This window comes from Lysinibacillus sphaericus (assembly GCF_002982115.1).
Taxonomy (GTDB): Bacteria; Bacillota; Bacilli; order Bacillales_A; family Planococcaceae; genus Lysinibacillus; species Lysinibacillus sphaericus.
This window is the reverse complement of the sequence record NZ_CP019980.1, coordinates 2747942-2768683: the sequence shown is the minus strand read 5'-3', so window position 1 is coordinate 2768683 and position 20742 is coordinate 2747942. Positions and strand designations below refer to the sequence as shown.

The window sequence follows — 20742 nt, the reverse complement described above, 5'->3', positions numbered from 1 at the left end:
ATTAGCTGGCGGTTTTTAATAATCGCCAGCTATTTTAATGTTCACTCGATTTCCCCCTCCCGACACTCCTGATGTTCTGTAAACAACTAAACTATCTGATATAAAATTCCTATCTTTATAGGATTAATTGAATATGAATTTTATAATTCATTTATCCTTTTAAAGTTCTAATTTTTAATAAATTAATAGGTATATAGATATAACACAACTAATTGAAAATGCTACTTTCTATCAATATTTCAAAATATTCAAATATTACGATATTCGAATTAGTTTATTTGTGATAAATTGGAAATATCACACTAAACTGAAAAGTGTGACAATTAAAGGAGGAAGGGGAAATGAGATTTGAAAAAGTTTAAGTTAACGACATTTTTAAGTAGTATTTTAGCTTTCATTATGGTGCTTTCTCTCTTGGCTCCATTATCGAGTGCTAGTGCTGAAGAATCGAAACCATTCAAGCAGGATGGTCAAAGCGAAAGTATTATTCAATTAAAGGCTGCTATCGCTGAACAGCTAAGCTTGTCTAAAGATGGTCCAACGCTCCATGAAAGCTTACAAAATGTATCAGGCAATCAAGAGGTGGCAGTTATTGTTCATTTATCTGAAATGCCTGTGGCACTAGAGCAAGGAATAAGCCAACTTAAAGGCCAAAGATTTTCTAAAGCTCAGGCAAATGAAGCTCGCTCTAATGTAAAAGCACAACAAGCACAAGTACAAAAAGAGTTAGCTGTTAAAAATGTTCAGATGACGCAAGGCTACACATTCGATACAGTTTTAAATGGCTTCGCAGCAACTGTAAAAGCAAATGATCTTCCAAAATTGCTTACAATCGAAGGCATTACATTAATCGAACCAGATGCCATTGTTTACGCATCAGAAGATGATACGATGAAATCATCGGAACTGGTTAAGGAAGATCAGGTAGAAGCGCAAATGAATACAAGTAATTCTTTCCTTGGCATTGAACAGCTTTGGAACGAAGGATTGGAAGGACAAGGCATTAAGGTAGCCGTATTAGATACGGGTATTGACGCCGATCACCCTGAATTTGCTGGAATTTATAAAGGTGGAAAAAACTTTATTCCATATTCATCAACTTACTCGAAGCCTCGTGCAGATAACGATGCATCAGAAACATTACCTTCGGAGCGTCCAGTTGGAACACCGGAGTTTAATGAAAAAGGAAGCGCATTCTATACTTCTCACGGTACACATGTTGCGGGAACAATTGCAGCAATCGGAGCTAATCAATACGGTATTAAAGGAATTGCACCAAAAGTAGACCTTTATGCTTACCGTGTTCTTGGGGCTTACGGAAGTGGTGCTACATCCGGTATTGTAAAAGCAATTGAAACGGCTGTATTAGAAAAAATGGACATTATCAATCTTTCGCTTGGCGGGGGAGCAAACTCTGAAACAGACGCTGGTTCATTTGCGATTAATAACGCAATGATAGCTGGCACAATCGGAGTCATTGCAACAGGAAACTCTGGTCCAAATCGCGGAACAATGGGTACGCCTGCAACGGCTCGTTTAGGAATTGCTGTAGGGAACACAACGAATCCTGAAACAATGTATAACGGGGAAGTCAAAGTTACCGTTGGCAATTACAACTTAACAAAACAACTTCCGTTAATGGGTACGACTTTTGGGAAAAATGTAGCAACACAGCTGCAAGGGGAATTTGATTTAGTAGCTGTCCCTGGAAACGGTGAAGTAAAAGACTATGAAGGAATCGATGTGGCGGGGAAAGTAGCCTTGATTTCTCGAGGCGGTATCGCATTCGTTGATAAAATCGCCAATGCAAAGGCAAATGGAGCAGTTGCAACAATTATTCATAACTTTGCTGGTGGAACGAATGCACCAAACATTTCAGGCACATTCCTTGGTGATTCATTTGAGTTTTTACCAACATTTGATATGTCCCAAACAGATGGTGCTGCCATTCGCGCTGCTTTAGCAAGTGGCGCAGGAAAAGTAAGCTTTAGTAAATTTGCTTCAACAAATACTACGGGCGATGAGGTAAACTCTTCTAGTTCACGTGGTCCATCTACACCAAACTTTGATATTAAACCAGATGTAAGTGCACCTGGAACAAATATTATGTCTACGATTCCAATGTATAAAAAAGATTTCCCTAATGCCAATTATGCTGAAGCATATGCTCGTAAAACAGGTACTTCTATGGCAACACCACATATCGCAGGTATTGCGGCGTTAGTTAAACAAGCAAATCCTGATTGGAATGCGTTCGATGTAAAAGTAGCGCTTTCTAATACAGCAAAAGTTTTAGATAAGACAAAATACGATGTATTTTCTCAAGGGGCAGGGCGTGTCAATGCATATGCTGCAGCTCATCCGGAAATTCTTGCTTATGCACTTGATAGCGCAATTTTAGATGGAACGGGTGCAGTGGCAGAAAACTTGAAAGGTACCGTTACTTTCGGTCCACAATCACTTAAAGATAGAGATATTTCTGTCACGAAACAAGTATTAGTAAAAGATATCAAAGGGAACGGCGGTAACTATAATGTTTCAGTTGATGTAACAAAAACATTTGGTGATGCAACTGTTACAGTAGACCAGCCAACATTTAATCTAGTAGGTGAGCAAGTTTTAAATATTACGTTAACAGCTTCGCAAGCTTCCGCTCCAAACGGCTCTGAATTACTAGGTTATATTTACATCGGTAATGGAGCTACAGAAATTTCATTGCCATTTGCAGCCGATTTTGGCGCAGAGGCAACAACTGAAGTGAAAGACTTGACTATTACAGAAACGGATCTTTCCTTTAACGGAGATGGAGTGAAAGACTCGGCTGTACTATCATTCACATTAACTGGAGATGTAACAACGAACTATATTGAGCTTTGGGATATTATGAATCCAGAAGGCGGAGAATATGGAGATGGCTACATTGGCTATATACATGCAGGGACTGCACTAGGAAAAGGTTCTTATACGCTAAAAGTAGGTGGGCAATACAAACCATGGGGATCGGCACCTGCCACAACGATTCCAGATGGTGTGTATACAATTGACTTTACTGGTCTTGCAGCATCAGGCGTAGTGTCAGACTATGTTGGACCAATTTTTGTCAAATCGACTAAACCAGAAATTACTGGTTCAGTAGCGCAAGGCGTTGCTACTGGGCAGGTAACAGATAAGTATATTGATTACAATGTAGCGTTAAGTGCATACGGTTTAAATTACAATTTAAATGATAAATTAAAAGCTTCCTATATTGCGACGGTAAATGGGGAAGTACAAGCGCCAGTTGCATTTGAACTAAATCAAGACGGTAGCTTTACATTCCCAGTAACAGCAGAAACGAATGCGGTTACAGTAAAAATTAATGACGCTGCGGGGAATGTTGGGGAAGCAGTGATCTATGAAAAAGAAGTGGTAGAGCCAGTAGTGACACTTTCTGTAAATCCAACTGAGCTCAACCTAACAACTGGAGAAACAGCACAACTAACGCTAACAGAAACGTCAACACCTGCAGAAGGTGAAGCAACAGTGCAAGATGTAACGTCTAAAGCTACGTATGTTGTTGGAGATGAAAATGTTGCCACTGTAGTCAATGGCGTAGTAACGGCAGTAGGGGAAGGCACAACGACAATTACTATGTCATACGGTGCGAATGAAGTGACGATGAATGTGACAGTGAAAGCACCTAATGTAGAAACTCCAATTGTCACATTAGAAATTGACCAAGCGCAGGTAGAAACAAGAATTGGTAAAGAGGTTGCGATTAAAATTACGGAAGTTACTACTTTTGAAGGTAAAACGACAGAAAAAGATGTGACAAATCTGGCAACATACGAAGTAGCAAATGATAAAATAGCTACTGTAAAAGCAGGTGCCGTAAAAGGAAAAGGTCAAGGGAATACGACGATTACAGTAACGTATGGTGAGCATACACTAACATTTGATGTGTTGGTTGTAAAGCCAGGTAACGGCAATGGCAATGGCAATGGTAACGGTAATGGCAATGGAAATGGCAATGGTAACGGCAAAGGTAATAACAATAATAATGAAGTTACCGAGGGTGACTTATAATTACAATCAGTTCAAACAAAAAGAGAAATTGCACTGCGCAATTTCTCTTTTTATTATGGACTGTAAAGCAACACTAAGATGGATGTCTCTAGTAAACTAACTGGCTGGGCTGGATTGCTGTGTTCCTTAAATTTAAGAAGCCTGTATTTTTTATTTTGACAAAAAAGACTTTTGTCATTATGATAAGGTAAATGAGAATGATTATCATAACGAAGGAAGCTGAAAGATGTTGAACAAGGGAATCCCATTACACGAACAATTTAGTAATGGAGTGAGATATAAGTGATGAGCAAAATGGATCAATCAGCATTAACATGGGAAAAAATGCAAGATGGTACACTAGCTGTTCAAACGACGGAAACGCTCATGGTGTTAACGCAAAGTCGCTATAAGGAATTACTTCATTTTGAAAAATTATTAAATGACATGCATCTTGATGTAGATGAGAAGCAACTTGTTTTGGAGCAAGAACAGAAAAGTTTAAAAAAACAAAACACAACGCTTGAAGCAGACATACAAAAACTCACGCAGCAAAATGCGGTGCTACAAAAAAAGCTTACCGAATATAATTGTGTAATCGATGAGCTGAAGGAACTCCGTCGACAGAATACCGACTTGCTAATTGAGCTTAGTAAATATACGGCTCTTTCAAAGGAATCGCTATCAGGCCCATTAAAATCAATGATTCGAGATATGCGAGAGCAAGGTGTAGGCATTAAAGAAATTCATATTCGTATAAAACGTCAAATTAATCCTGATATAAGTTATAGTATGGTGCGAAAATATATTTCTGAGCTAGAAAGTGAGAATAAAGCGTAACAAAACGTGTTTAAGCGATAAACAACACGTCCATAGTAATTTTGTGCATTTACAGTTGCCAATCAAAGTCCTATAATTAGTCTATTCTTTACATTATGAATGTCATCATGTGGAAATACGAGAAATCGTAAGTGATTTAAGAAGAGTAGGAGAATTCAAGACAATGTCAAACGAGAAAAAAGGAGTATGGGCAGCGTTTTTAGCCTATGCTATTTGGGGAGCATTCCCACTTTATTGGAAACTGCTTGAGCATGTGCCGAGTATGGAAATATTATTAGGGCGTGTCATATGGTCTTTCGTCTTTACAGTATTAGTAGTGAGTATTGTCGGTATGCGTAAAGATTTAATAGCTGATTTAAAATATTTATGGACGCACCAGAAGAGTTTTTGGCAACTAGCTTGTGCTTCCTTTGTTATTTCAATGAATTGGTACTTATATATTTGGGCAGTAACACATGAACATTTAATAGAGACAAGCCTTGGCTATTATATTAATCCACTATTGTCGGTTATTTTTGGTGTGGTCTTCTTTAAAGAGAGTTTGAGTCGTGCACAATGGGTTGCAACAGCAATTGCCTTTATTGCGGTCATCATATTAACGGTAAACTATGGAACAGTGCCTTGGGTGGCAATTCTTATTGCGTTATCATTTGCTATTTACGGGGTATTGAAGAAGAAAATTACCCTGGATGCAACAAGGGGACTTGCCATTGAAACGCTATTTATCCTGCCGTTTGCACTAGGATATTACGTCTATTTATTTACAACAAGCCAAGCGTCATTTTTACACGTCAATATCCAAACGGATGTACTCATGGTCGTGAGTGGGATTGTAACAGCAGTGCCCTTAATTTTATTTGCAAAAGGTGCTCAAAATATTCCGCTTTATTTATTGGGCTTTATACAATATGTGGCACCGACCATCGTGTTAATTTTGGGTGTCGTTCTGTATAAGGAACCGTTCAGCCCAGTAGAGCTGTTGGCATTCAGTATTATTTGGATAGCCTTATTATTGTTTTCTGGTTCAAAAATTTTAGAAATAAGAAAAGCACATCATAAATCTGCGTAACATAAGGTAAAAGTGTTAGATTGACAGCAGTCATTCTAACACTTTTTTCAATGTCCCGTTCATCGTTTATTACCTCGAATCGATTTGTGCTTTAATCGTTAAATAGGTTTCCTCAATTTTTTGCTTATATGGAAGGTCAATTAAATCGATTGAGTCAATATAAGCTTTTTTGGCAATTTCATAGGCAGTCGTCAATTCACCATGCTGTGCATAGCAAAGAGCTTTATAGGAAAAACATTCATTCATACTAAGTAAATCATAAGGATGTGAGATGAAAATAGGGATTTCTGTATAGTGGTTAAAGGCCTCAAGTGATTCCGCATAACGACCAAGTAAATACAACGATTTTCCCTTTTCAGCGTAATAAAAATTCGAATCTAGTTTAGTGGAGCCAGTAAGTGCACGGAATTGTTCGATTTCAACTAATGCTTGCTTATAATCATGAGTATAATTGTTATAATAATGGGCTTTTAAGACGTATATAAAGGCGTCGACATCAGCTTGTTCAACAAACATGCGATATTGCTCCAACTTCATAATCATTTTATCCGCCTGTTTGAAGTCACCATCTATCATCGCACAATAGGCACCAATACGGTATAAATCATCGATATGATAAAACAATTGATTTTGATGTGCATGTTCTATCGTTTCTTTGATGAGTTGTTTACCAGCTTCATGTTCACCGATGGCTAGTTGAAAAATACAAATATAATAAGCTAATTTTGCAGTATCTCGGGAATCTAACTGATAGTTTTCATGTGCAACTTCTTCTTTTACTTGTAGAATACAGCGATAAGCCTCATTGTATCGACGATTTTCTGACAAAATAGCGAGTTGTAGAATATAAGTTTTTAACCAATGGCTTAATAAATTAATTTCTCTAAATATTTGCCGTGCTTGTTGTAGCGGCGCCTCCCATGTCAATAAACCTGCCTCATATTGGGCATCAGCATAGATATACAGTAAACGTCCTGCTTCATAGCTAAGAGGGAAATCTTCTATATAAGGTTGAATGATATCAACAATTTGCTGATGGTTATCCGCATCTCCTCGTCTTACTTCAGCAAACATAATTTCTACTTGCTCCAGCAACTGACGTATATCAGAGGATGCTACTTGTTCAAGTAGTTCACTTGCTTTGACTCCAAGTCGTTCCGCAATATATTCTAAGCTTTCCATTGATGGCTTCGCTTTATCGTTTTCTATTTGGCTGAGCATACCTTTTGTTAGACGATCGGCAGCAAGCGCCTCTAATGTTAATTTTCGTTCTTTTCGTAATTTGCGAATTCGCGTGCCTAAAGAGTCCACTGCCCCGCCTCCTTTCTTTACTACTAACAATAATCACTAATCTTTGTAAAGTCTATACATTTTGCCAAAAGCAAAAGAGAAACTCGATGCCACCTAATTGTTTAATTATATTAAACTTTTTATTGCGCGAAAAGTGGGAATCGTGTTATATTTTGTTTAATAAAATTAAACTTTTAAATTAAATTAAAATATGGAGGGGTTTTTTAATGAGTGAAGCGGCAAAATATAAAAAGGCGACCTATCATTTGTGGACTTTTACCGCCAGTAAAATGATTGCAATGTTAGGGTCGCATGTATTGTCTTTTGGTATTAGTTTGTATATTTTAGCGATGACGGGTTCCGCTACCAGCTTTGCAACAAATATGATTTGTTCCATATTACCTAGAGCACTTGTTGCGCCATTAGCAGGATATGTCGCAGATAATTATTCAAAGAAACGAACAATATTAATAGCACAAGCTGGAACGATTTTAACGATGGCAAGTTTATTGTTTTATACAGAGACAATTGGTATGTCTGTTAATGCGATTTATGTGACTACCGTATTTTATACGCTTTGTTCAGCATTTTCGAGCGTAACCTTTACTTCAGCAATTGCAACACTCGTTAATCCAGAACGTTTACAGCGGGCAATGTCATTTAACCAAATGTCGGTGTCTGTAGCGGCTGTTGGGGGACCTGTTATCGGTGGGATGATGTACGGCTTTTTCTCTATGGAAGTATTTTTAATAGTTCATATGGTAGCGTACGCGATAGCCTTTTGCTTAGAGGCCACGATGAATTTTAATTTGTATAGTACGAGAGGGGACACTGCTAAAGCGGAAAAGATATGGCAAGGACTTGTTGGAGGCTTTAGCTATATCAAACAACATAAGGTCATTAAAGTTGTGATGTGGCTATCGTTGTGGATTAATTTATTTTTCTCTGCCATTGTCGTTGGTGGAACGTATATCATCATCGAATTACTAAAGGTTGAATCTACCCATTTTGGTTTTATTGAAGCAGCGGGGGCGGGTGGTATGTTAGTGGCCTCCATCTATTTTGCATCACGTGCCGAAATAAAAGTGCCACTTCGTTTTTCTAAAATAAGTTTATTGTTGCTTTCAAATAGCTTAAGTTTTGCGGTAATCCCTTTAGTGACGAATCTATCGTATGCAATGATTGTTATCTTTTATATTGGCTTGTATTTTATTTTTGCTATTTTTGAAATGGGTGTAAATATGCCTCTAGGCGTTTTTATGCAAAAGCTTATTTCCGAGGAGTATCGCGGACGCGTATTTGGACTAATGGAAACAATGGCGATGTCCATGATGCCAATTGGTATGCTTGTCTATGGAGTACTATACGATTCTCTCCCAGCAACTGGTATATTGCTAGTGACAAGTATAATTATAGTGGTAATGACACTTGTATTACTGCGGAGGTCAGTTTTAAAGGAAGCGCATCCTGAATTTTACGATGACAAAACGCTAGCAAAGAATAGCAAACTAATACCAAATAGGTAGAATTCTAGCAGTGGCGAAAACGGGGATTTAGTGGCGATAACCACTATCGGATTGATTCAATATAAAGCAAAACAGGCATGCAGTACATCTGGCATGCCTGTTTCCATCATTATTGATCTTCGATAACGATATAAGTGGCTTTAATCGGACCGTGGACACCAACGACAGGAATCATTTCGATATCTGCGGAATTACTAGGACCTGTAATAAAGTTAATGCAAGAAGCGATATGCTCCCCATTTTGAACTTTTTGGCTCATCCATCGAGCTGCTTGGGTGATGCGTGGAACGATGGTGCTTTTTGGCATCAAAATTATCGACTTTTCTGGTAAAAAGCTTATCGTTCGCCCTCTATATTTATCGCTAAATAGGACGGCTGTTCCAGATTCGGCTAAAGTCATCTCACTAATTGTCAAACCGATATTTGCTTTTTCGGCTTGTCGGATATTTTCCTCTGGCTGTGTTTCATCCCATACATAAAGTTCAATATCGACTTGTGGCCATTGTGTATGCATCAATTGAGCTAAACCATAATTTTTAAAGCGTTTGTCTTGCCATGTGATGACAGAGCGACCACCGTATTGCTCTACGACTTTTTGCAAATCCGTTGCTAGATTTTCTGTAGTAGTAACTATAACATCAGTATTAATATTTTTACATTGCTTCGCTAAGACAGCAACGAGTTCATCTTTCGTAGCATCTTTTAACACACGGTCTTGAGGTTGGTATTGCCAAACTGGTTTTGTTAGTTGTGTTTTTGGTGCTCGTCCAAGTTGCTTGGCAATATTCGATAAAAATGCATCTCTATTTACAATGCTTCCTGCCATTATTCAGAACCTCCTTTTGTACGGCTGTTAAACCAGCTTCGGAAATTTTCTTTATTCGGAGCTGGGAAATCTCTTGCTTCTGTCCACGCTTTTAATGGTCCTGGGCCGTTTGAAATTTTATTATCCTTTGTAAATGGAGACATGGCTGGTGCTGCCATTTTCGTTGCCATTTTGTATAAAGTAGGGGAGGAAGCACCTAAGCCAAACGCCTTCATAAGAAGCTTTTCGGACACCGGGGCTCTTCCTTCATTTTCAACGATGACCTGACGATGGCGATGAATCAGTTGATGCAATGGGATTTTGACAGGACATGCATCTGTGCAAGCGCCGCATAAAGTCGAGGCATATGGTAACTCCTTGAAATCATCATAACCACCTAGCAATGGTGACAACACAACACCGACAGGACCTGAGTAAATTGAACCGTACGTATGTCCACCAACATGACGGTATACAGGGCAAGCGTTAACACAAGCTGCACAGCGAATACATTGCAAAATTGGTTGGAATTCCCCCCCTAAAATAGCTGAACGGCCATTATCGACAATAACTAAGTGGAATTCATCTGGCCCATCCGTATCGCCTTCATCTTTTACACCAGTTAACGTCGTAATATAGCTTGTTAGCTTTTGCCCAACAGCACTTCTCGTTAATAAACTAACGAGGACCTCCATTTCTTCGAACGTGGGCACAATTCGTTCCATGCCCATCACAGTAATTTGTGTTTTAGGTAAGGCGGTTACTAAATCAGCATTTCCTTCATTTGTAACGAGTGTGATGGAGCCACTTTCTGCGATAGCGAAGTTACAGCCAGTAATGCCAATATCTGCTGTTAAGTACTCATTTCGTAGTTTTTCACGAACATAAAGGGCTAGTTCTTCTGGTTTTTCTGTTTGCTCATAGCCTTGTTTTTCTTTAAATATATCGCGAATTTGCTCTTTATTTTTATGCAATGCTGGTACGACGATATGCGATGGGGGTTCATGATCTCCAACTTGCAAAATATATTCGCCAAGGTCTGTTTCAATCACTTCACAGCCCAGTTGTTCGAGCGCGGGATTTAAATTGATTTCTTCTGTTACCATGGATTTAGATTTGACAATTTTTTTCGCTTGTTTTTTTTCGGCGATTTGTTGAATATAGCTAGTAGCTTCTTCGGCAGTTTTAGCAAAATATACATGTCCACCACGATTTGCTACATTTTCACTCAGTTGATATAAGTAATAATCTAAATTGGCGAGAACATGCTGGCGAATTTCCTCACCATGTGAACGCCATTCTTCCCAGTGCCCAAGCTCATCTGCTTGTTGTAATCGGCGCGTTTGAAAGCGTTCTTGTGCACTGGATACCGCACCTCGCATAAAGGTATTTTCTAGCTCTTTCGATACTCGCTTGTTAAACCTATCATCGCTTGTTTTCATTGCCATTCGATTATCCTCCTCTAAAAGCCACTTATCGGCAGTTTAGTACTTCCGCAATATGCATCACTTTAATGGGTTTGCCTTGTCGCTCAATACGCCCCCCGATATTGATTAAGCAGCCCGCATCCGCACCGATTAAAATATCTGCTTCCGTTTCTTCTACGTTTTGTACTTTTTCATTGACCATTTCTCCAGAAATATTCCCCATTTTTACTGAAAATGTGCCGCCAAAACCACAACAGCGGTCTTTTCCTGGGAGTTCTACATATTGTAAACCTTTAACATTTCCTAATAATTTCATTGGTGCTTCTTTCACACCGAGCAATCTAGTCATATGGCAAGAGGTGTGGAATGTCGCTTTACCTTCTAAATGTGCACCTACATCTTCAATCTGTAGAATGTCTACAATAAATTCCGTGAATTCATATGTTTTAGCAGCTAACGCCTGTGCTTTCGCTTCCCATATAGGGTCCCCTTTAAATACTTCAGGATATTCTTTAAACATATAAGCACAAGAGCCAGAAGGGGAGACGACGTACTGTGCATGTTCAAAAGCAGTTATCATTTTTTTCATCGCATTTTTCGAATCCTGTACATAACCACTATTATAAGCAGGCTGTCCACAGCAAATTTGATTTTCTGGAAAGTCGATGTCACAACCTAGTCTTTCTAAAACTTCGACAACTGCTTTTCCTACCTCACCTTGAAACATATCGACTAAACAAGTCGCAAACAATGTTACTTTCATGCTTTTCGCTCCTTTTGTATGGATTTGCAATTTCAATTGATTAATCAACTGGTCATCAGATGACTTGGTGGACAGTTAGATTGTTTTTATCATACTACAACCTATAAGATGGGTGGAAGTGCTATTTGCAAATTTTCAAAAAATAGGGGAGGGACAAAAAAGAAAAGTGCTAGATTGTGTTTAATCAATCTAACACTTTTTGCGATAACATCAGCTCTGGCAATTTATGAATTTTATTCCTTTGTAGATTCGGTTGTGTCGAAATAGTGCATTAAAACTTCCTCTACATTGCTTAAATGAGAAGACATTGCATGCTTTGCTAGCTCTTCGTTTTGTTGTTTAATGGCAAGAAAAATTTGCATATGTTCATCATATAATTTTTCGCTTGTCGTTTTTTTAGAATACAACCAAATACGACGCGTTTCTTTCATTGTTTCAATCATTAAACCGGATACTTGGTCTAAAATTGTTGCCAGTAGGGGGTTTTGAGAGGCAGCAGAGATTGCCGCGTGAAATTGAAAGTCCGCTTTTTCGCCAAGCTCTCCATCACCCTGTGCTAGTTTCATGTCATCTAAAATACGCAACATTGTTTGTATATCTTCATCTGTCCGATGAATGGCAGCACTGGCAGCGGCACCCACTTCAATAATTTTGCGTACTTTTAATAGATGGGAGACATCTTTTTTATTTGTTAATGTGAGTGTTGAAAGTGGGAAGTCAAGTTGTTTGGATGGAGTGCTCTTAACAAAAGTGCCGGAACCTTGTTTAATTTCGATTAAGCCCATTGCTTTTAGTGCAGATAAGGCTTCTCTTATGGCAGACCTACTTACTTGTAATTGTTCAGCAAGTTGTTCGACAGAGTCAAGACGATCTCCTGGTTTCAGGTCGCCAGCTCGAATTTTTTCATAGAGCATTTCTGATACTTCCTCATATATTTTTTTCGGTTTAATTTTCTTTAATTCCAAGGAGCTACACCTCATTCATCTCAATCAATTGCTCTATATAAGTATATTATACATGAAGAATGCTAATTTACTCACTGTTTCTCATGAATACTTTTCTTGGGTGTTTAGGATTAAAATATTGTACAGTTTTGCTAGTAATTGCTACTTAAAGTAGCTAAAATGGAAATTTTATTTTAAAAATATATTGAATTTTTAAAATTTAGTTCATATAATTTTAACATATAGTCATCAGATGACCTAATCTATTTAAGTTTGGAGGGCGTAAACCAGCTTAGCAAAAAAGTGTTGAATGTTTAGTTACAAGATAACTTCAATTGACGTTTTTACAAGTCTGACAAAACGAAGATAGTAGCATTGGAGGAGCAAGAGGCTCGTGATAGTCGTGTCTTGCTTCTATTAGACTGCAACTGAAAACATCAACAATCTGTTAATGCCGTATTGTCATGATTGGGGAGAACTTTTTATTTTGGGGGTATGCAATTTGACATTTACACAAAATTTTACTGCTGTGGGGGATAGTTTGACGTGGTCGGCAATCGTCGCTGTTATACCAATACTTTATTTTTTCTGGGCGTTAGCCATAAAAAAAATGAAAGGCTATATGGCAGGTTTAACAACTCTGCTTGTCTCTTTATTATTGGCTGCCATTGCATTTAAAGTGCCGCTAGGGACAGCGGTAATGTCCGCCACACAAGGGGCTGTGTATGGTCTACTACCAATCGGTTGGATTATTATTACATCGGTTTTTTTATACAATATCACGGTTAAAACAGGGAATTTTAATATTATCCGTTATTCTGTCTTATCGATAACCGAAGACCGCCGTATTCAAGCGTTACTCGTCGCGTTTTCATTTGGTGCATTTTTAGAAGGAGCCGCTGGTTTTGGCGCACCGGTTGCTATTTCAGCAGCATTATTAGTAGGTCTTGGTTTTAATCCGTTATATGCTGCAGGTCTTTGTTTAATTGCAAATACAGCCCCAGTTGCATTTGGTGCCATCGGTGTACCAATTACGGCTATGGAAGGACCTACGGGTATCGCCGCATTTGAAATTTCAAAAATGGTTGGACGTCAATTACCGTTTTTAGCAGTCTTTATTCCATTCTTCTTAATTTTTATTATGACTGGTTTTAAAAAAGCTTGGGAAGTGATGCCAGCCATTTTAGTATCTGGTATTTCATTTGCTGTCACACAATTTTTAAGTTCGAATTTTCTCGGTCCTGAATTACCGGATGTTTTATCTGCTCTAGTATCACTTTTTGCACTTGCCGTTTTCATGAAGTTTTGGCAGCCGAAAACGATTTATCGTTTTGCTTCCGAACAAGAGATTACAGCTGATACAATGTCTAAAAAAGAGTCGTACAGCGGAGGGACAATCATAAAGTCTTGGTCACCATTTATTATATTGACGGCTTTTATTTCTTGCTGGGGGATTCCTGTAGTCAAAAGTGCTTTAACGGGAAATTATGACGGTACAAATGTTATTTTAAAAGGGGTAAATTTAGTGGGGCAAGCGATGACATTTACGGCTGAAGTACCGCTTTTACATAATCAAGTAGTGAGTGGCGCAACGGGGGAAGCAATTGCAGCTTTCTATAAGGTAGAACTTCTAGGTGCGGCAGGTACAGCTATTTTATTATCTGCCATCGTTTCTAAATTTATTTTTAACGTTTCGTGGCGCAATTGGGGAACAACATTTTTTGAAACATTAAATGAAATTAAGTACCCGCTTATTACGATTTGTAGTGTCGTTGCCTATGCCTATGTGACAAATACAGCAGGTATGATGACAACGCTTGCTTTAGTTTTAGCGAAGACGGGTGTATTATTCCCATTCTTCTCACCTGTGCTAGGTTGGCTCGGTGTATTTATTACAGGATCTGATACATCTTCAAATGTCTTATTTGCCAAGCTCCAGCAAGTGACGGCTGATTCTGTTGGAATGGAACCGGTGCTTGCACTTGCAGCGAATGCATCGGGCGGTGTAACCGGTAAAATGATTTCACCACAATCTATCGCAGTCGCCGCCGCCGCGGTTGGACTTGTAGGGAGAGAATCAGAATTGCTGCGCTTCGCATTAAAGTATAGTGTGATGTTGCTATTATTTATCTGTATACTAACCTTTTTACAAAGTAATGTCCTATCTTGGATGATTCCATAGAGCAGTGAATTTTTTAGTAAAAGGTATTGAGAATCGCTTTCTCAGTACCTTTTTTCTAATTAGCAAACATAAAAGGGCTTTATTTTAAATTCTTGTATTATTGCAAATTTCGTTGACAGAAAAACGTAGCGGGCGCATAATTCAGAAGTGCCTTTTGCAAAGCAAAAAGATTTCGCAGTTTCTACAACTTTTCGTCAAGAAACGTTCACAAGCATTAAGGGCGCAATTTCCATTGTTTTTTGGTACGATGGAGGCAGTAACTGTAAGGAGAGAATGAAAAATATGGAAACTGATATTAACGTTTTTCTAGCGTTTGGAGCGGGCTTTTTAAGCTTCATTTCACCGTGTACTCTGCCACTGTATCCAGCATTTTTATCATACATAACGGGAATGACTTTGGATGAGCTAAAATCTGAACGTGGCATGATGCAAAGGCGTGCTATTTTGCATACGCTATTCTTTTTATTAGGATTTTCAATTATTTTTATTATGATTGGTCTAGGCGCATCATTAGCAAGGGAATTCTTCCTAAACTATCAAACATTATTGCGTCAAGTTGGCGCCATTTTAATCGTTATCTTTGGGTTAATGATTGTAGGGTTACTGCAAATTGATTTTTTAATGAAAGATCGAAAATTTCAATTCAAAAATCGACCATCCGGCTATATAGGTTCCATATTAATCGGCATCGCATTTGCGGCGGGTTGGACACCATGTACAGGTCCAATTCTAATGTCCATTATTACGTTAGCTGGAGCAAATCCTTCTTCAGGGTTTAGCTATATGTTTGCTTACTATTTAGGTTTTGCCATTCCATTCTTTGTGTTATCATTCTTCATTTCACGTATGAATTGGATTCGCAAACACAGTCAAAAAATCGTAAAAGTTGGCGGCTATATTATGATTGCGGTGGGGATATTGTTATTCTTTGATGGTTTAACATATATCACGCGATTATTGCAGCCTATTTTCGGTGGATTTATTGGCTTCTAATCTGCTAAACTAAAGGGCATACCATACTTTAACGTGGAGGGAGATGAATACGTGCCTACAGTTTTAGTAGTGGATGATACGCTATTTATGCGTGTTACAATCAGTAATATGTTTACTGAATGGGGTTATGAGGTAGTTGGCAATGCAGTGAATGGTAAAGAAGCTGTAGAGCTGTATCGAGAGTTACAACCAGATCTTGTAACAATGGATGTAACGATGCCCGTTATGACAGGTATTGCGGCTGTAAAAAGAATCATCCCAGAATTTCCTAATGCAAAGATAGTTATGATTACAGCATTAGGACAACAAAAATTAATTGTAGAAGCAATTGAAAGTGGAGCGAAAGATTTTATTACAAAGCCTTTCGAGCCAGAAAAATTAAGAGCTGTAGCAGACCAGCTAGTTGGTCAAAGTTGCTAATTTAACATCAGAGGAGGATTCTTTATGTTAAGCAATATCCCTTCTCAATATTATGTTATAGGTTCGACTATAATGGCCATTATAATGGGTAGCTTTGTGATGGTATTACGTATGCGAGCTTCCAAAAAACCTACAAATGAGAAGAAAATTATCATTCCACCTATTGCCATGTCATCAGGTGCGTTAATGTTTTTATTTGCACAATTTCGAGTGCCACCTATGCAGATTTTAGAAGCTGCTGCGGTAGGTATGGTGTTCTCGACCATTTTAATTGCTACTTCGAAATTTGAAGTAAAAGGTCACGATATTTATTTAAAACGTTCAAAAGCGTTTGTATTTATTTTAGTTGGGCTGTTAATCTTCCGTGTTGTGGCAAAAATGATTTTAAGTAGCTCGATAGATGTCGGGGAGTTAGCAGGTATGTTTTGGATTTTAGCATTTGCGATGCTATTGCCTTGGCGAATTGCAATGCTGATTCAATTTAAAAAAATCAAGAAAACGATTCCATTAAAAAATATGTAAAGAAAAGAAACTACACTAGCACATTTGCTGTTGTAGTTTTTTTAACGTATACAATAATTTTTTGTATTAAGAGGATATGGTGCAATAAGCGATTTCTAATCGACAACGTGGTATACTAGGAACCATGTTAAAAAATGAGGAGTTACTTAGATGAAATATTTTAAACCACAGATGCAGTTGCTTGTAAAAGAAAACCGTGAATTGCATGACCGATTAAAAGAGCTAATGGCGGATATGGATTTGCAAAAAAACTATGCATTAAAAGCACTGTATCATGCAGAAGTGGCAGACGGTGGGCGCTATCAACAAGATTACCAAGCGCTTGATCATTTATTTAAATAAAGCATAAATCGCTAAACTAATTAAATCGTTCTATATCAAAAAAAGCCGCACCTATTGCAGTGCGGCTTTTTTGCATCCTATTAGTCAAAAAGATGCTCATATGGGGTAACATCAATTTGCATTTGATCTAATTTTTTACGTAAAAATTTGTGGTCACGTTTAGGCGTAGCTTGAATATAACCGCGTATAATTAAATCATTGTCTATAGATGTCGCCTTTTCTTCTAAAGCGAGCTCGCCAATTTTACCTGCAATTTTTTCTTTCGCCACTTGTCTAAATAGCTCAGGTACTGGGCTCACCAACTCATATAGAAATTCCTTCTCAGGTTGTCCCCATAGATGAATCGTTTTATCTAAGTAAAATTCCTGCCAATCTAAATCTGATTTCCCATCCTGCTTTGGTAAAGCCTTTAAAAACTTGCGGAACATGAAAAATCCGCCAATAGCCATTAGCGAAATAAGGACGACTACCCAAAATAAAATAAACCATAAAAACCAACCATCTAACAAATCGTTCACCTCTTTGTCTTCTCTCACTCTATTATAGAAGCTTCAACAAAAAAATTCATCCTTATTGTGCCTCTTTTTATAAATCGTTTAAATAAATGTAAGTATTGCACTCTAGTGAAGAAAGTTACTAAGTTTGGCACAGTATGTTGTTGGGCTTGATGAGCAAGCAAGATGAGCTGCTGCCCATATTCAGAAGAATCTAAGTCTCTTAATTTATTTCTAGTCAGTAAGTTTCCTTATACCCAAACCTACTACCCTACAACGAATATACTAGTTTAAACAACGCGGACTACTAGAGGTGAAGAAATGGAGCAGGATTCATTGTTTTTTAAAGGGCTGACTGGTGAAGTTGTCACGTTAAAAGATGCGAATTATGATGAGGCACGACAGGAATGGAATCGTGCAATACAAAAGTATCCAATCGTAATCGTTTATTGTGAAAGAAAGCAAGATGTTATCAATGCTATTCGATGGGCACGTAGACATTGTGTACCTATTCGAATCAGATCTGGTGGACATCATTATGAAGGATATTCTACAGGTGATTATGTATTGGTTATTGATATTAGTCGAATGAATGCGATGACAATGGATAAAAAACGTCATCGCTTAAAAATAGAAGCCGGAGCAAAAAATGCTGAGGTGTATGAGTTTATTGGTACGAATGGATATACTTTTCCAGGTGGTACTTGCCCAACTGTTGGTGTAGCAGGGTTTACGCTCGGAGGAGGCTGGGGATTTTCTAGTCGACTATACGGTTTGGGATGTGATAGTTTAGTTGAATTTGAGTTAATTAATTACGAAGGAAAGCTTATTAAAGCAAATAAACAGTGTAACGCGGATCTTTTCTGGGCGTGTCGTGGGGCAGGGGGAGGTAACTTTGGAGTTGTGGTCAGTATGACATTTCAGTTGCCAAAGCCTATCAATGCTTCTATTACACTTATTAGATTTTTTTATGTAGGTACAACGCAAGCTAAGCAAATGCAAGTAATGAATATTTGGCAAAACTGGTTGCCACAGTTAGATAAACGAATGACAGTGGTTGCAAGCTTTTATAATGCGGAAGGCGAAGGGTTAGGTATTTTTGCTAGCGGATTTTTTTACGGACCTTCGGAGATGGCTAAGAAAATTTTACAACCCTTTGCTGAGGTAGAAGGGTTTCAGCTAGAGCTAGCACAACTATCATTTTTAGAAGCTGTTAAAAAGGTAGAAGCAACCTATCCACCATATGAAAAATTTAAGTCAACAGGTAGATTTGTTCAAAGACATTATACACTTGCGGAGCTTCAAAACACCGTTGCGCTCCTAAATAATACTCCACAAGGTTCCGTGTATACGGCTATATCTTTTTATGCATTAGGCGGAGAAATAAGCCAAGTTGGCAAAGCGGAAACCGCATTTTTCTATCGCAATGCTAAGTATATTATGGGTATTCAGTCTGTGTGGACAGAAGATCAATACGCAAAGGAAAATGAAGCATGGGTGCGTCAACGTTTTGAATTTATTAAAACCATTACGGAAGGCTCTTATGTAAATTTTCCAATCAATCATCTCTCAAATTATGACAAAGAATATTTTGGAGGCAATGCACAACGCTTGCATCAGGTAAATAAAAAGTATGATCCGTTTAATGTCTTTAGTTTTCCTCAAGGATTAGGCTAAATACTGCATAGGGGGTTCGTAATGAATTTATTTTTCAGAACATTCGAACATAAGGCAATGATTGACGTTTTAGGTCATCGTCTTTTTCGTTATTTCTAAAAAGGAAGATACAAGATGCCCATTTTGAAAATTAAATCGAAGGGGCAAAGTAAAGCCAACAGGGCTATTTTTACATCCCTTTAAATGGAAATATAAATTTGCCTTAATTGACAAAAGTAACAACTTGTTGTTAAAATCAAGTTGTTACTTTGAACCAGATAAACTTTTATAAAGTCGGTCAAAGGTCTAGAGACAAGGAAAGTCTCTTCTAATTAAGGGGGATGTAAAATGGTCAAGTTGAAAACAGTAGGACTTACTTTTGGAATAGCTGTTTCGTTACTATTAGCAGGATGTGGTGATAAAAATGATGCAGATACAACAGGCAAGACCAAAAGCATAGGTGAGCAGGTTGATTATAAAATTATAGGGATTGAACCAGGAGCAGGATTGACGGAGCTTTCGGAAAACACGCTAGCGGAATATCAAAATTTGCAAGGTTGGGAACTGGAGGAAAGTTCAACCCCTGGGATGTTAGGTTCATTAGAGCAAGCTATTCGAAATGAAGAGCCTATTATTATTACAGGATGGACACCGCATTGGATGTTTTCATCCTACGATTTAAAATTTTTAGAGGACCCTCAAGGGACATTAGGTGGAACGGAAAATATTAATACACTTGTGCGCAAAGATTTGGCTAAAGACTTACCCGATGCCTATACACTTCTAGATCAATTCTATTGGGAACCAGAAGATATGGAAGCTGTAATGTATGAAGCTCAAACAACTTCTTTTGAAGAGGCGGCAGACAAATGGATCGCACAAAACGAAGAGAAGGTAAATGAATGGACAAAAGGGATGACAAAAGTGAAAGGCAAAGAAATTGAATTAGCGTCCACTCCATGGGATTCAGAAAGAGCTTCAAGCAGTGTACTACAAGCAGTATTTGAAGAACTTGGATACACAGTCACAATCACCCCAGTTGATCCTGCCATCATGTTTCAAGCAATCGCATCAGGAGTAGCCGATGCAACTGTCGCTGCTTGGTTACCAACGACACATAGCTCCTTTTATGCAAAATACAAAGATGACTTTGTTGATTTAGGAGAGAATTTAACAGGGACCAAAAATGGATTTGTTGTTCCTACATATATGGATATCGATTCCATTGAGGATTTACAACCAAAACAATAGGTTAAGAGATAACAAGGGGAATTTCCTAATAGTTAGGAAATTCTTTTTTTGTTAGAGTGGAAGTAAAAAGGGATTCATTACAAGCGTGTCGAAATAGGATGAATTGAATTCTATGTAACTTACTATAATGTAGAAGACTAAATAAGCCAGTTTTGAGCAAATAGAAGGAGTCAA

Annotated in this window: 17 protein-coding genes; 11 read left to right on the top strand and 6 right to left on the bottom strand. The window is 38.1% G+C overall.

Annotated elements, in window-relative coordinates; genetic code table 11:
- Nucleotides 1–348 precede the first annotated feature (348 nt).
- The 3 genes from LS41612_RS14030 to rarD all read left to right on the top strand — a co-directional run bounded on the left by LS41612_RS14030 (nucleotide 349) and on the right by rarD (nucleotide 5953).
- Complete coding sequence (locus LS41612_RS14030; protein WP_024363531.1) at nucleotides 349–4065, top strand: S8 family serine peptidase; 3717 nt, start codon at nucleotides 349–351, stop codon at nucleotides 4063–4065.
- Nucleotides 4066–4350: 285 nt separating this feature from the next.
- Entirely contained in the window at nucleotides 4351–4884 is a 534-nt protein-coding gene (locus LS41612_RS14025) for a hypothetical protein (RefSeq protein ID WP_227665458.1), read from the top strand.
- A 163-nt stretch (nucleotides 4885–5047) separates the two neighbouring features.
- Nucleotides 5048–5953 (top strand): EamA family transporter RarD, encoded by a 906-nt coding sequence (rarD, locus tag LS41612_RS14020; protein WP_024363533.1) that lies wholly within the window; start codon nucleotides 5048–5050, stop codon nucleotides 5951–5953.
- A 69-nt stretch (nucleotides 5954–6022) separates the two neighbouring features.
- Here rarD and LS41612_RS14015 read toward each other — a convergent pair whose 3' ends face one another.
- The gene (locus LS41612_RS14015; RefSeq protein ID WP_024363534.1) at nucleotides 6023–7264 is read right to left on the bottom strand and encodes a helix-turn-helix domain-containing protein; all 1242 of its coding nucleotides are present in this window, start codon (nucleotides 7262–7264) and stop codon (nucleotides 6023–6025) included.
- Nucleotides 7265–7470: 206 nt separating this feature from the next.
- On the opposite strand from LS41612_RS14015, the gene LS41612_RS14010 reads away from it, so the two are divergent.
- Entirely contained in the window at nucleotides 7471–8769 is a 1299-nt protein-coding gene (locus tag LS41612_RS14010) for an MFS transporter (protein ID WP_024363535.1), read from the top strand.
- A 109-nt stretch (nucleotides 8770–8878) separates the two neighbouring features.
- On the opposite strand, the gene LS41612_RS14005 is transcribed toward LS41612_RS14010, so the two are convergent.
- The 4 genes from LS41612_RS14005 to LS41612_RS13990 form a co-directional block, all read right to left on the bottom strand.
- Nucleotides 8879–9595 carry a LutC/YkgG family protein gene (locus LS41612_RS14005; protein ID WP_024363536.1) on the bottom strand — a complete coding sequence of 239 codons (717 nt, stop codon included), beginning with the start codon at nucleotides 9593–9595 and terminating at the stop codon, nucleotides 8879–8881.
- Nucleotides 9595–11022, bottom strand: coding sequence for a LutB/LldF family L-lactate oxidation iron-sulfur protein (locus tag LS41612_RS14000; RefSeq protein ID WP_024363537.1), 1428 nt, complete (start codon nucleotides 11020–11022; stop codon nucleotides 9595–9597). The genes LS41612_RS14005 and LS41612_RS14000 overlap by 1 nt, the downstream gene beginning before the upstream one ends.
- A gap of 25 nt (nucleotides 11023–11047) precedes the next feature.
- Nucleotides 11048–11764, bottom strand: coding sequence for a lactate utilization iron-sulfur protein LutA (lutA, locus tag LS41612_RS13995; RefSeq protein ID WP_024363538.1), 717 nt, complete (start codon nucleotides 11762–11764; stop codon nucleotides 11048–11050).
- A gap of 233 nt (nucleotides 11765–11997) precedes the next feature.
- Complete coding sequence (locus LS41612_RS13990) at nucleotides 11998–12729, bottom strand: FadR/GntR family transcriptional regulator (protein WP_024363539.1); 732 nt, start codon at nucleotides 12727–12729, stop codon at nucleotides 11998–12000.
- A gap of 481 nt (nucleotides 12730–13210) precedes the next feature.
- Between LS41612_RS13990 and LS41612_RS13985 the strand changes: the two genes are divergently transcribed.
- From LS41612_RS13985 to LS41612_RS13965, 5 genes are all read left to right on the top strand, one after another.
- The gene (locus tag LS41612_RS13985; RefSeq protein ID WP_024363540.1) at nucleotides 13211–14890 is read left to right on the top strand and encodes an L-lactate permease; all 1680 of its coding nucleotides are present in this window, start codon (nucleotides 13211–13213) and stop codon (nucleotides 14888–14890) included.
- Between the two features lie 282 nt (nucleotides 14891–15172).
- Nucleotides 15173–15883 (top strand): cytochrome c biogenesis CcdA family protein, encoded by a 711-nt coding sequence (locus tag LS41612_RS13980; RefSeq protein ID WP_024363541.1) that lies wholly within the window; start codon nucleotides 15173–15175, stop codon nucleotides 15881–15883.
- Between the two features lie 51 nt (nucleotides 15884–15934).
- Nucleotides 15935–16303: a response regulator gene (locus LS41612_RS13975; RefSeq protein ID WP_024363542.1), complete on the top strand. Its 369-nt coding sequence runs from the start codon at nucleotides 15935–15937 to the stop codon at nucleotides 16301–16303.
- A 24-nt stretch (nucleotides 16304–16327) separates the two neighbouring features.
- On the top strand, nucleotides 16328–16825 hold the full coding sequence (locus LS41612_RS13970; RefSeq protein WP_024363543.1) for a CcdC family protein: 498 nt from the start codon (nucleotides 16328–16330) through the stop codon (nucleotides 16823–16825).
- A 150-nt stretch (nucleotides 16826–16975) separates the two neighbouring features.
- Nucleotides 16976–17167: a hypothetical protein gene (locus LS41612_RS13965; RefSeq protein ID WP_024363544.1), complete on the top strand. Its 192-nt coding sequence runs from the start codon at nucleotides 16976–16978 to the stop codon at nucleotides 17165–17167.
- Nucleotides 17168–17247: 80 nt separating this feature from the next.
- Here LS41612_RS13965 and LS41612_RS13960 read toward each other — a convergent pair whose 3' ends face one another.
- Entirely contained in the window at nucleotides 17248–17676 is a 429-nt protein-coding gene (locus LS41612_RS13960; protein ID WP_024363545.1) for a DUF2621 domain-containing protein, read from the bottom strand.
- Nucleotides 17677–17982: 306 nt separating this feature from the next.
- Between LS41612_RS13960 and LS41612_RS13955 the strand changes: the two genes are divergently transcribed.
- Complete coding sequence (locus tag LS41612_RS13955; RefSeq protein ID WP_024363546.1) at nucleotides 17983–19338, top strand: FAD-binding oxidoreductase; 1356 nt, start codon at nucleotides 17983–17985, stop codon at nucleotides 19336–19338.
- A 327-nt stretch (nucleotides 19339–19665) separates the two neighbouring features.
- Entirely contained in the window at nucleotides 19666–20568 is a 903-nt protein-coding gene (locus LS41612_RS13950; protein ID WP_024363547.1) for a glycine betaine ABC transporter substrate-binding protein, read from the top strand.
- Nucleotides 20569–20742: the final 174 nt, after the last annotated feature.

Bases quoted from the DNA above. Each gene is read 5' to 3' on its own strand.
- LS41612_RS14025 (WP_227665458.1), top strand. From the start codon at position 4,351: ATGAGCAAAATGGATCAATCAGCATTAACATGGGAAAAAATGCAAGAT.
- rarD (WP_024363533.1), top strand. From the start codon at position 5,048: ATGTCAAACGAGAAAAAAGGAGTATGGGCAGCGTTTTTAGCCTATGCT.
- LS41612_RS14010 (WP_024363535.1), top strand. From the start codon at position 7,471: ATGAGTGAAGCGGCAAAATATAAAAAGGCGACCTATCATTTGTGGACT.
- LS41612_RS14005 (WP_024363536.1), bottom strand. From the start codon at position 9,595: ATGGCAGGAAGCATTGTAAATAGAGATGCATTTTTATCGAATATTGCC.
- LS41612_RS14000 (WP_024363537.1), bottom strand. From the start codon at position 11,022: ATGGCAATGAAAACAAGCGATGATAGGTTTAACAAGCGAGTATCGAAA.
- lutA (WP_024363538.1), bottom strand. From the start codon at position 11,764: ATGAAAGTAACATTGTTTGCGACTTGTTTAGTCGATATGTTTCAAGGT.
- LS41612_RS13980 (WP_024363541.1), top strand. From the start codon at position 15,173: ATGGAAACTGATATTAACGTTTTTCTAGCGTTTGGAGCGGGCTTTTTA.
- LS41612_RS13970 (WP_024363543.1), top strand. From the start codon at position 16,328: ATGTTAAGCAATATCCCTTCTCAATATTATGTTATAGGTTCGACTATA.
- LS41612_RS13965 (WP_024363544.1), top strand. From the start codon at position 16,976: ATGAAATATTTTAAACCACAGATGCAGTTGCTTGTAAAAGAAAACCGT.
- LS41612_RS13955 (WP_024363546.1), top strand. From the start codon at position 17,983: ATGGAGCAGGATTCATTGTTTTTTAAAGGGCTGACTGGTGAAGTTGTC.
- LS41612_RS13950 (WP_024363547.1), top strand. From the start codon at position 19,666: ATGGTCAAGTTGAAAACAGTAGGACTTACTTTTGGAATAGCTGTTTCG.